Below are 12,582 nucleotides of genomic sequence, written 5' to 3' on the forward strand. Positions count from 1 at the left end.
TTTTTATGGCACTTGAGTTTCCTCAAATTGATCCAATTATTTTTTCTGTTGGACCGCTAAGCGTACGTTGGTATGGCTTGATGTATTTAATAGGTTTTGCATTTGCGATGTGGTTTGCAAATCGTCAAGCATCAAAGCCAAATTCGGGTTGGACTAAAGAGCAAGTAAGCGATTTACTGTTTTACGGCATGTTAGGGGTAATACTAGGCGGGCGTATTGGCTACGTATTGTTTTACCAGTTTAGTTACTTTATAGAAAACCCACTGTATTTATTTAGAATAGACCAGGGCGGTATGTCGTTTCATGGTGGAACACTTGGCGTTATAACTGCCGTCGCAATTTTTTCGTGGACGCGTAAAAAGTCGCTTCTTCAAGTGGGCGACTTTGTTGCACCACTGGTTCCTGTAGGGCTTTTAGCTGGACGTATTGGTAACTTTATAAACGGTGAATTATGGGGGCGTGTTACCGACGTGCCATGGGCAATGGTATTTCCAACGGGCGGTCCGCTTGCGCGTCACCCATCGCAATTATACGAAGCATTTTTTGAAGGCTTAGTGCTGTTTTTAATCCTGCAATGGTTTATTAAAAAACCACGTCCAGCAGGCAGCGTAGCCGGTGTATTTTTATTAGGTTATGGCGTGTTTAGATTCTGTATTGAATATTTCCGCCAACCCGATGCACAATTAGGTTTATTTGCCGACTTTATATCAATGGGACAAATACTTTCGTTACCTATGATTGTAGGTGGTTTAGGCTTATTAATTTGGGCATATAAACAACCTAAACAAATAACCACAGCTAAAGCATAATAAGAAGTAACGCATGAAACAATATTTAGAATTATGTCAGCGTATTGTTGACGAAGGGCAGTGGGTCGAAAATAAACGTACAGGTACGCGTTGTTTAACCGTTATCAATGCTGATTTAGAATACGATGTGGCTAATAATCAGTTTCCGATGATCACTACACGCAAAAGTTACTACAAAGCAGCGATTGCTGAATTGCTAGGCTATTTACGCGGGTACGACAGCGCTGCGCAATTTCGTGAAATTGGCTGTAAAACGTGGGATGCTAACGCAAACGATAACAATGCATGGCTTAATAATCCTAACCGTAAAGGTGAGGATGACATGGGGCGTGTTTACGGCGTACAAGGTCGTGGTTGGCAACGACCAGATGGCTCAACGCTTGATCAGCTTTCCAAAGTTATTAATAACTTAAAAAATGGCATTGATGACCGTGGTGAAATAATCACGTTTTATAATCCAGGTGAGTTTGAGCTTGGTTGCCTGCGCCCGTGTATGCATACACACACTTTCTCCTTACTTGGTGATACGCTATATTTAACGTCATACCAGCGAAGCTGTGATGTGCCACTTGGCCTTAATTTTAATCAAATTCAGTGTTTTGTGTTGCTTGCGCTAGTGGCTCAAATTACCGGCCACAAAGCGGGTAAGGCGTATCATAAAATTGCTAATGCACATATTTACGAAAACCAACTTGAGCTGATGCGTGATGTGCAGTTAACGCGTGAGCCATTTGCATCTCCTCAGTTAAAAATTAATCCAAAAATTAAATCATTAGAAGACATAGAAACGTGGGTAACACGAGACGACTTTGAAGTAACAGGCTATCAATGCCACGAAGCGATTCAATATCCATTTTCAGTATAATAAAAGATTAAGGAAAACATAAAATGAAAGCAGTCATCCCAGTAGCAGGCCTTGGTACTCGTATGTTACCAGCCACTAAAGCAATTCCTAAAGAAATGCTTCCAGTGGTAGACCGTCCTTTAATTCAATATGTAGTAAACGAAGCCGTTGCTGCAGGCATTAAAGAAATAGTGTTAGTAACGCACTCAAGTAAAAATTCAATCGAAAATCACTTCGATACGAGCTTTGAACTAGAAGCTACTTTAGAAAAGCGTGTAAAGCGGCAACTACTTGCCGAAGTGCAAGCAATCTGCCCTAAAGACGTAACCATTATTCACGTACGCCAAGGTGAAGCAAAAGGCTTAGGCCATGCTATTAGTTGTGCTGCGCCTATTATTGGTAACGAACCGTTTGTAGTTATTCTACCTGATGTAATTATTGATGATGTAGAGAGCGATCTTAAAAAAGATAACTTAGCAGAAATGATCGCTAATTTTGAGCAAAACAAGCATAGCCAAATAATGGTTGAGCCAGTACCAATGGATGAAGTAGATAAGTTTGGTGTGGTTGATTTAGGCGATGTTGACTTAAAACAAGGTGAAAGCTCGCCAATTTTTAACATGGTAGAAAAACCGCCAGTAGACGAAGCGCCATCTAACTTAGCTGTAGTGGGTCGATACGTATTAAGCGAAAACATATGGCCGTTACTTGCAAAAACTCCGCAAGGAGCAGGCAATGAAATTCAATTAACTGACGCAATTGCGATGTTAATGGAACACGAAAAAGTAGATGCATACGCTATAAAAGGCCGTAGCCACGATTGTGGAAGTAAAATTGGTTATTTAAAAGCGACTATTGAATTTGCACTTCGTCGCGATGAATTTGCTGATGAATTAAAGTCATTTATTAAAAAACTGATTTAACAGTTAATGTAAATCATGAAAGGCGCCTATATCGGCGCCTTTTTTATGAGTTTTATCAGGCCTGTTTATCTTTCGAGGCTAAATTTGCAGCAGGCTGTTTGGTATTTAGGCAAGGCAGAGCCTATGTAGTGTGGTTATTCCCCATAAATAGGTGATAACGTAGTATAGATGCCAAACATGCGCTGCCCGAAGGGTTCTGCCTCGGGGCAATTTACTCTTTGTTGCCTACATGGATGTAGGTAAGGGGCGTGAGCAGGACGCGGAAGCTTTACTCGGTTTTTACTTATTCTTACAGGGATGTAAGTCAGTAGAATAACGCAGGAGCAGTTATCGAGCCCACTAGGTTACAAACCTCGCGCCGCGATTAAATAGCCCCTAGATTGAACAAGTTTTAATCCTGAAAGGTCAACAGGCCCTAGAGTAAAATAAGAAAGGAGCCTCTTTAAAAATAAAATTTTTAGGTCATTACAGACATATTGTTATTTATGTTGTAAAGTTTGTGTTAACTGGCATTAAATTTGTATTAAATAATGCTCTCAAGGAAGGGTGGGAGTATGCAACGTTGTGTTTTACAAAACACTGACAAGCATGCGAAGAGCTAAGTTTTATAGCTCACAGCTTAAATAAAGTTAAACGCTTTCTTGTGAGAATGTTTAACTGAAATGTAGTGAAAACACTGCTTTCAGGACAGCAAATACATGTTTATATATAAAAAAAATAACATTGGGCTTTTACTTAGCTTGCTAATGCTTTTATTTGGCACAGCATGCAGCGTTACGCCTGAAATAAAAACTATTGATGAACAACCTCAAAGTAACTCGCCTGACTACGTCTCAATTACAGCCTTGGAGCTTGCTCAGCTAAAAGATGCTGCAATGCAGTGGCAACAAGCTCGTGAAGGCATAGAGCGAATTTTAAGATTAGAAAAAGAAATAACTTACCTCGTAAATCATATTGATATTATAAACAGCAAAGCTATTGCGCAGTCTAATCAAGGGTATAGCAGCAAGTCTGTACGCTCACCTCGAAACACACGTAATGTTAAATCACGCCAACAAGTTAAACAAAACTACAGCAATAAAAAACAAGCTGTAAAATTAAATAAACCAAAACATGTATTTGCTTTGCAGGTAGCTTCGGTTGACTCAGAGCAAGGTGTGGCTAAAGCATGGCAAGAGCTAAATACTAAAGCAGCACCGTTATTTAGAGACAAAATATTGACTAACGTAGAAACCGCCAAAATAAACGACAAAATGTTTTACAGGCTAAAACTTGGCTCTTACCAAAACTTTAAAAATGCAAAAGCAGACTGTGACGTATTCAAGCTGTATAAACTCGATTGCATAGTAAGTAACTACACCGATAAGCCAGTAAGGCTGTAGCCCGTATTACGTAATATCAATCTGTAATAATACCTAATCAATCTTGGGGATTAAACCTGACGCAATTATCGCTAATAATTTTGATATACGAGTGCACGGAGGCAGTAGCTAGAGCAATACAGCAATAATTAGTGATAGTAATTAAATAATGCAATTTTGTTTTGTTATCAACTCGGTTTTCTTACTTCAAAATAGACTACTTAATTAAAAAGTTGCTATAAATTGGCGCAAAATTTGCTTTGATTTATTATCTTGGTTAGTAGAGTGCATTTTGCAATGCGGTATTTGAAGTCTTGTCATTTAATATCAGTTTTATTCTTATCTTTTTATTTATATGGATGCAGCAGCGCAACTGTAAATAACGAGAGCGTGCAGCATTCTTTAATAACTGATAAACAAGTAAAAGAGTATGTTTCGCAGTGGCACTTACAGCAAGAAAGCATTGGTCGTTTAACTGCTATGGAAGATGATTTACAGCTATTAATTATGGCGTTATCGTCTCAAAGTGAATTAACTGAAAACCCTCCTTTACTCATGCAAAGTAAAATCGATATCACCTATGGTAATCAGCCTTCACAGAATTTGGAACCGACGGCACTAAATAACACTCCCGAAGTAAAAACATCAAACTTACAAAACTCAGAACTCACCTTAACAGATGAAACTAAAATTGGAGCACAGCTTGGTTGGTATTTAAAGCCAGAGCTTGTTAGAGCAAGAGTCGAAAGGCTTAAGCAATTATACCCTAGTGCATTTACTCAATTTAATTTTACTGTGTTTGAACGTAAAAATAATAATATGACTTTGTATGGATTACGTGTAGGTCCATTTAAAAACGATGCTCAAGTAAGTGCGTTTTGTTATTTAGCTAATCAGCTTGATCAAGTATGTAATATTGCTGCTTTTGTCGGAAAACCAATATAATTAATAAATTAGGACTTTTAAACTTATATAGTATTAAAGTATTTGTACTAATAGTCGATACTAACTATAGTTGGGCAAATATTTGATAAAGCCCATTTTCTTATAAGGATTTAGCATGAAGTTTTATTTATCTGCATTAGCTGTAGCCACCGTGGTCAGCTCGTTTAGCACTTATGCTGCTACAGAGTCATTTGAAGCGAAAGTAACAGTACAAAATGCTGTAGTACTCACAAAAGATAACGATTTAAATTTTGGTACTATTCGTGCTATTTCAGATCCATTAGGCGCCGAACAAGCAACGCTGACAGTTAATCCTGATCCAGCTGCGAGCCCTGTTACTTCACAAGATAATCCAACTGGTAACGCTGCGAGTATCTCAATAATTGAAGGTGGTGAAGCGGGTGCTTTCAGTGTGTCAGATGTAGTACCAAACTCTATTTTAACCATTAGCGACCCAGTAAATACTTTGATACTACCCTTAGCTGGGCAAGGCTTAAATGAACCTGATTTTACTGTAGATGCTTGGACTTACTTTATAACGAGCGGAACAAATGCAGGAGCGCTTTATACGCAGGGTACTCCTAACCTACAAGCTGGTGCTGATGGCGCTGTATCATTTAATATAGGCGCGACTCTTTCTACTTCATCAAACGCATCAAGTGTGGATTACCCTGATGGTGAGTATTCTGGTAGCTTTAATATTGAAGTGTCATATTAATTAGTGTTTAAACAAACAATGCGCTTTTTGTATGTTTCTGCTTGGCTTTCGTTAATGTTTAGCGAGCAAGCCTATAGCGCAAGCATACAACAAGAAGCGCTTAATTTTGGCACTTTAGTTATCCCTCAAAATAATACTTTAAGCTCTATCACGATTAACCACAATGGTGAAATAACCACATTTGGTAGTATTTACGTATTAACTGAGGGGAATCCCGCAGAACTTTTATTTACCGATTTACCTCCGCTTACTCAAATATCGTTTAATAAAATGAGTGACTCTACATTGCAAAGTGAAGTACTTGGAGCTAATAGTGCCAAGTTTTCGGTTGTATTAGTGGATTTACCAAGCACGCAAACTAGCGATGAATTTGGAGATCTTTTACTCAAAGTAGGTGGCCGTTTAATAACGACAGGGACTAGCCAAAGTTACTTAGATGGTAGTTTTATTACTGACACCCAATTAGAAATTACGATTGATTACTAAAGGAAAAACATGCTTTATAAAGTTGTAGTGCTGCTCGCACTGAGTGTATGTATTTTAGGAAAAAATGCATACGCAAATTTACTTATCTCTCCAACCCGTATTAGTTTTGATGAACGTCAACGAACCGCTAAAGTTACCGTAATTAATACGGGGGATGAATATCAAACATATCGTGTTTTATGGAGTGAGAAGCAAGCGCAACCTAGCGGTGGCTACATACAGTTGGCAGAGGCTACAAGCGAAAGTTTAAGTTCAATGGCACGTTTGTCACCAAAACAAATGCGTTTAGCACCTGGTGAAAAACAAACAGTAAAAATAGCAATACGTAAACCTAAAGGTCTAGCTTCTGGTGAGTACCGCTCTCATCTTCTATTTCAAGCATTGCCTGGTGAAAATACTAATAAAACAAGCTCAATAAAAGTTAATATGATTATGAGCTACAGCATTCCTATTTTGTTACGTAAAGACATGAAACAGCCAGAAGTTGCCATAGAACAAGCTAAGCTAGTGCTAAATGAAAGCAATCAACGTCCTCAGTTTTTATTGAATATAAAACGAGAAGGTAAGTTTAGTAGCTACGGTAAATTAAGTGCTTACTTTGTTGATAGCAATAACGAGCAAGTTAAAATTGCAGAAATTGGTAATTTAAGTATTTATCCAGAAGTGGATAATGCGTTTGTAACCCTTAGTTTATTTAGTGACAAAAATTTAGATAAAGCAGGAAAAGTCATTTTTAAATATGAAGGCAGTCAAGAATATAAAGACCTTACATTTGCACAATACACTCTGCCTTTAACCTCACAATCACTTAATGTTTTAACTGTGAATGACGCTAAATAATTTATTGTATGCACTATTACTAAGCATAAGTAGTTTGCTTAGTAATAGTGTAATAGCTAATCCTAATTCTTCCGTGGGGGATGCTTTAACAACACTACGCGCAATTGAACTAAAGCTAACTAAGCCCGTTGAAGTAATTGATTATAAAAACAAAGAAAATCAGCAACAGCGAATCGCCACAGGCGAGTTATTAATACTTTCGCTTTATTTAAACTCATACTACTTAGGTGAAGTTGCAGCAATTAAAAGCGAGCAAAGTGTACAAGTTAGTTTAAGCGACTTATTTGATATTCTACAATTTGCAATGAATGTTGATGCTAGCAATCGAATTGCTCAAGGTGTTGGAGCAAATCAACAACCTCTTTTTCTAAATGCAGCGGTTACACCCGCTGTATTTACTAGTCCTACACAGAGCTACTTATTAGCAAAAAATCAAATTACCATTGAAGATGATATTTATGTAGATATTCAAAGTTTACATAATGCTTTAAATCTAGAGTTTAATATTGATTACCCAGATTTAGAATTACTTATAAGCTCAGAGATCCCCTTACCGGTTGAACAACAAAGATACAGACAGTCGCGCAACCTAAAATCACCTAACAAGAGATCGCCACCTACGCTCCCATGGAAAGCTAGCCCATATAAAGCGCTATCTTCTCCGGTTGCCGACTTACAACTAAATTTTACCGCGAGCGATGATAGACATTCTACGAACTATTCACTTTTAGGCACTCAAGACTTTGCGTATTTATCTGCAGAGTATTTTTTGTCTGGACGAAGTACTGACTTACTTACCAACTCTAGGTTAACGTTTACAAAGCAAAACTTAGACAAAGAAATAAAAAACAGCTTCATGCCTACTGAAATATCTTTTGGTGATGTTATCGCCACGCAAGTAGGTAATAACTACAGTAGTCAGTATGCCCGAGGTGTTAAAGTTTCTAATAATGTAACCAGTAGAAAAATAGTTAATAACCAAGTTAACTTAAGCGGTGCTATACAGCCAGGTTGGGATGTAGAGCTGTATCGTAATGAAATATTAATAGACCAACAGCTTAGCCTCGCAGATGGGCGTTATATTTTTGATAATATAAACCTATTATTTGGAGCTAATAATTTTGAGCTTATTTTTTATGGGCCTCAAGGTCAAGTTGAGCGTAAAAGTGATTATTACTTTGTGGACGGAAATCAACTTAAGCAGGGACAAGGTAACTATGAATTGTCGGTTACTGAACAAGGCAAGCAGTTACTAAATAACAATGTTTCAAGCTCGCAGGGGCAGGGTTGGCAAGTTGCGGGTAGATATGAGCAAGGGCTTACAGATAATATATCTGTATACACTGCTACATCAGGTCAAAAAAATACGGATGACGATCTACTTAAGTATGCATTTGGTACCAACATAAGCTTGTTTGACCGATTATTATTAAATGCGAATGTTGAAAAAAATAATAACAATGAACAAGAATTTGAATTTACAGCCCGAACTCAAATTGCCGAACAATCACTACTTTTTAGCGCTACAAATCGTACCGACGAACAGCAGCAAGATTTTAACAGCTACCAAATAAATTTAGCTGGTGGGCTAATGAATAATACCTATGGACGCCTTTCTTATCAAAATAACGTCTTATATGACGATAGTGATATTAGAGGGCGTTTTAAACAAGTACGCAACCAGTTCAACTACTCATACTCAGGATTTGCACTAAGTAACCAATTGCTGTGGCAACAAGACGATAGCTCTAAGAGTACTTTTGGAACAACACGTTTTCAAAAGCGCTTTGGGAGAACCTACACAAGGTTTGGTATAGATTATAGTATATCGCCAGTAAGTGAGCTTGTTAGTTACGAGGCTGAGTTTAGCCGCAACTTGGGCCGAGATTTACAAGCCGAACTGACTATAACTGATTCCCTTCGTAATAATATTCAATCGGCCGAATTAGGACTCAATTGGCAAAGCGACAAGTTTAGTTTAACGAGTAACTTAAACTACAACAGTAACGATGATTGGCGGCTCGGTATTTATAGTCGTTTTAGCTTAGGGTTTGATGTTGAACACAACACATATTTTGTCTCTAAGCGCAGCTTAACTAACACGGGTAGTTTAATGTTACGCGTATTTTTAGATCAAAATAATAACGGTATTATGGATGATGATGAGCACGGTGTTGGCGGCGTAAAGGTAAAAGGCGTTCACAATTATCGTCAAGCAATTACAGACGAACACGGCGTTGCGCTATTAACTTCAATGCCAGCAAATCGTACAACAGATATAATACTAGATAGAAATAGTTTTGAAGATCCGTTTTTAATACCAGCTAATGAGGGTTTTTCTATTACACCAAGGGCTGGTTTTGTAGAGTATATGGATTTTGCATTAAATAATGCCAGTGAAGTGGAGGGAGTTGTTTATCAACAAAAAGGTGATACAACACAGATCCAGCCCTTTGCAAATATAGCGCTATTGAATGAGAAAGGGGATCAAGTTGCACAAACTCAAGCAGCATATGATGGCTATTATTTATTTACAGACCTTAAACCGGGGCAGTATAAAGCAGTAATTGATGATGAATATAAACAACGCAAGCAGCTAAACAACACTCAAAATATAACAGTTAATTTATCGCCTCAAGGAGATGTAGTAATGGGCGTTGATTTAACGTTAAAGGCGCTCAGTGCAACAACAGGAAGCATTGCCAATGCCGGAAGTTTTAGTTCGTTAAATATCTTAAAAATTTATTACCGTTTAATAGCACCACGAATAGAGCAGCAAGAAGCTTTTTATATGTATGATAAAGCTAAAAATAAATTTATTTTAGCCTTAGCGTACGCAACAAATAGTTCGCCAAAGCTTATCTCTGTATGCGACTCAGTAAAAGCGCAAGGATTAAAGTGTGTTATTGAAACACATGAAATACTTCATTAAAGGAATTAGGATGAAAAGAGTTCAATGTATATTTTTAATCAGTGCAATGTTGCTAAGTTATGGTTGTTCGAATAATAAAGCAATTGATAATAGTATTACTCAGACGGAAATAGCTGACGAAAAAAGCTACGTAAAAATAACAAAGCAAGAACTTGAAGCTCTAAAAATGAGCTCCCAGCAGTGGCAAAATATGAGGCCTGAACTTGCGCGTTTATTACTTATTGAAGAAGACTTAAGTTTACTAATATCGCAACTTAATACAATTGCAAAAGAAAATGAGCAGAAAAACGCACCAGTAATAAAAGCAGAAATCGTTAATACCAACACAATTAATAACTCGAATATACAAGTAACAAAACCAGTTAATCCCAAATTTGCTTTACAAGTGCTTTCAATAACGCAAAAAGAACAACTCTCTTTAGCTTTTAGGCAGCTACAGAAAAAGCTTCCTAACTTACTAGGCGATAATTTTGTAATGAATGTTGAAACAATAAATGTAAAAGGAGTAATGTATAACCGCTTAAAGCTAGGCGCATACATAGACAAAAAAAACGCTATGGCTGACTGTCAAAAATTAAAGAGCCAAAATATAAATTGTTTAGTTAGTTATTACGTAGATCAGCCTTTTACCGCACAATAGCTAAGTCGGCATACAAATTGCTTTATCCTCAGTATGTTTTGAAGAGGATGGCAATTATGCGCCTTTTACTGCCTTTATTGTTTTTAAATTTAGCTGCTTGTAACTTGGTGCCACCACCAGAACCAAGTGTGCCTACAAATGCACCTAAAGCGGCCATGGCTCCTTTTACGGTTAATGACTATGTAGTTAATTTAACGTCGCAACTTAACCACCTAAATGGATCCTTAAATGCTAATGCACGTGTTGGCGTTAGTAGCTTCTTTTATGCAGATGCACTAGATACAAAATTGGTGACAGGGCAGGCCTCAGGATTAAGTCAGCAGATCCAAGAAAGTCTGCTTACACAATTTACTCAACTGGGTTATCACACCGTTGAATACAGACTTGGGAATAACCTCTCTTTATCAGAAAACTCAGACAGTATTTTAAGTCGCGATTTAAGTAAATTACGTAATCGCCAAAATATTGACTTAGTTATCACAGGAACAGTGACTCGCCAGCAGCATGCATACATAGTTAATGCACGGCTTGTGAATATAGAAAATAAACAGGTGCTCTCTGCGGGAAGTACCGAGATCCCAATTAATGTAATGTGGGGCAATGAGAAAATTCAGCAGCGTGACGGACTTTTATACCGAAGCGAATACTAATTTGGAGCACAAAATGAAAAACCTATTAATTACATTATGCTTACCACTGGGCTTTGGTTGCTCTCAAATACTAGGCACAATGAATACAGACACCACGACACCACAAAATGTGCAAAGCAACCAACTGGTGAGTAACCAACGCGACGTTGCAGCGCCTGTTTCTGATGATAACTTATTTCAGTCAGGAATGGCTCCACAGGATAACTACACAAAAGCAACACCGCCAATGCGCAAAAATATTAACCATTATGTGCGCGGCATAATGCAAGACATGGTTGAAAACTTACAGTACGTAAGTGAACAAACACCGTTAGCTGTTTCGAGTTTTGTTTTTTTAGATGAAGACTACAACGATGGTAGCTTACTAGGGAACCAAATTGCAGAAAGCTTCATGCATGAATTACACAGCTTTGGTGTACCCGTTATTGATTTTAAAACAACTGATTATATGCGTGTTACCTCAACAGGCGACTTTGTATTTAGTCGCGACTATTTAGAGCTAAATCAAGATCAAAACTTTAAATATGTACTTGCCGGTACGCTTGTAAACCATCAAGGTGGTGTACTTGTTAATGCACGTATTGTTGGGCTAGAAAGTAAGGCCGTAGTAGGTTCTGCACAAGGGTTTATTCCACAGTCGGTTGTTGATGCGCTTAATAGTAGCTATCGCACTGATGGCATAATGTTAAAACAAGCAAGCAAGTGAGATAATTATGTATAGTAAATTATTTAACCGCTTTATCGTTTTTTTTGCTTTAGCTAACTTAGCAGGTTGTGCCTTTACTCAAAATAGTGAAAGTGCTGAAATTAATACGCCTTCAACCACACAAGTAAATTATGACCTAGCAAGCATGCTTAAAATAGCCGAGCAAAAATCAACTCAAGATGATGTTAACGGTAATCAATTTACACCACTTCAGCACCATAAAACACTTGCTAACTATGTAGAGCAAATGGCACTTGATTTGGTTGATACGCTTGAGTTTGAAAGTGATACCGACACCAATATTAATATTGCCGTTACTACCTTGGTCGATCTTGATTCATCGCTTACTAAAAGTAATCAATTGGGTAATCAAATTTCTGAAACATTAATTCATCAGTTACAAAAGTTTGGTTATGGCGTGGTTGATTTTAAAACAACCCAAACAATAGATGTAAATAGTCGTGGTGATTTTGCTTTTTCGCGTGATATTGAAAAGCTTAGCGAAGAGCAAATGGCGAGCCATGTATTAGCGGGTACATTAATTTATCGCAGTGATGCTGTTGTTGTAAATACACGTGTAATTAACGCGCATACAAAAAAAATCGTCGCGAGTAGTCGAAAACTAATCCCAATTTATGTACTAAATAAAGAAGATATATACTTATCAAGTAATTAAGTTCAGTTGTCGCTTGATATAAAAAACCAGATGCCGTTATAATTCACACCTC

General features: G+C 37.5%; 13 protein-coding genes. All 13 read left to right on the plus strand.

Annotated features, from left to right (window positions below; genetic code table 11):
• The first annotated feature begins 5 nt into the window (after positions 1–5).
• Positions 6–809 (plus strand): prolipoprotein diacylglyceryl transferase, encoded by an 804-nt coding sequence (gene lgt / locus H5160_RS11050; RefSeq protein ID WP_002958701.1) that lies wholly within the window; start codon positions 6–8, stop codon positions 807–809.
• 13 nt (positions 810–822) lie between these two features.
• Complete coding sequence (locus H5160_RS11055) at positions 823–1,674, plus strand: thymidylate synthase (RefSeq protein ID WP_024594909.1); 852 nt, start codon at positions 823–825, stop codon at positions 1,672–1,674.
• Positions 1,675–1,697: 23 nt separating this feature from the next.
• The gene (gene galU, locus H5160_RS11060; RefSeq protein ID WP_002958699.1) at positions 1,698–2,576 is read left to right on the plus strand and encodes a UTP--glucose-1-phosphate uridylyltransferase GalU; all 879 of its coding nucleotides are present in this window, start codon (positions 1,698–1,700) and stop codon (positions 2,574–2,576) included.
• Positions 2,577–3,274: 698 nt separating this feature from the next.
• Entirely contained in the window at positions 3,275–3,958 is a 684-nt protein-coding gene (locus H5160_RS11065) for an SPOR domain-containing protein (RefSeq protein ID WP_024594911.1), read from the plus strand.
• Between the two features lie 369 nt (positions 3,959–4,327).
• Positions 4,328–4,882: an SPOR domain-containing protein gene (locus tag H5160_RS11070; protein ID WP_182737448.1), complete on the plus strand. Its 555-nt coding sequence runs from the start codon at positions 4,328–4,330 to the stop codon at positions 4,880–4,882.
• 115 nt (positions 4,883–4,997) lie between these two features.
• Complete coding sequence (locus H5160_RS11075; protein WP_170071817.1) at positions 4,998–5,600, plus strand: DUF4402 domain-containing protein; 603 nt, start codon at positions 4,998–5,000, stop codon at positions 5,598–5,600.
• A gap of 3 nt (positions 5,601–5,603) precedes the next feature.
• Entirely contained in the window at positions 5,604–6,086 is a 483-nt protein-coding gene (locus H5160_RS11080) for a DUF4402 domain-containing protein (protein WP_024594914.1), read from the plus strand.
• A 9-nt stretch (positions 6,087–6,095) separates the two neighbouring features.
• Positions 6,096–6,926 carry a molecular chaperone gene (locus tag H5160_RS11085; protein WP_024592959.1) on the plus strand — a complete coding sequence of 277 codons (831 nt, stop codon included), beginning with the start codon at positions 6,096–6,098 and terminating at the stop codon, positions 6,924–6,926.
• A complete protein-coding gene (locus H5160_RS11090) occupies positions 6,913–9,858 on the plus strand; it encodes a hypothetical protein (RefSeq protein ID WP_259417045.1) in 2,946 nt (981 codons plus the stop codon). The genes H5160_RS11085 and H5160_RS11090 overlap by 14 nt, the downstream gene beginning before the upstream one ends.
• 10 nt (positions 9,859–9,868) lie before the next feature.
• Complete coding sequence (locus H5160_RS11095) at positions 9,869–10,498, plus strand: SPOR domain-containing protein (protein WP_182737449.1); 630 nt, start codon at positions 9,869–9,871, stop codon at positions 10,496–10,498.
• A 56-nt stretch (positions 10,499–10,554) separates the two neighbouring features.
• Complete coding sequence (locus tag H5160_RS11100) at positions 10,555–11,148, plus strand: FlgO family outer membrane protein (RefSeq protein WP_182737451.1); 594 nt, start codon at positions 10,555–10,557, stop codon at positions 11,146–11,148.
• A 13-nt stretch (positions 11,149–11,161) separates the two neighbouring features.
• A complete protein-coding gene (locus H5160_RS11105; RefSeq protein WP_182737453.1) occupies positions 11,162–11,854 on the plus strand; it encodes a FlgO family outer membrane protein in 693 nt (230 codons plus the stop codon).
• 7 nt (positions 11,855–11,861) lie between these two features.
• A complete protein-coding gene (locus H5160_RS11110; protein ID WP_182737454.1) occupies positions 11,862–12,530 on the plus strand; it encodes a FlgO family outer membrane protein in 669 nt (222 codons plus the stop codon).
• Positions 12,531–12,582: the final 52 nt, after the last annotated feature.

The sequence above is a fragment of the Pseudoalteromonas sp. SG43-4 genome (genome assembly GCF_014164325.1).
GTDB lineage: Bacteria > Pseudomonadota > Gammaproteobacteria > Enterobacterales > Alteromonadaceae > Pseudoalteromonas > Pseudoalteromonas distincta.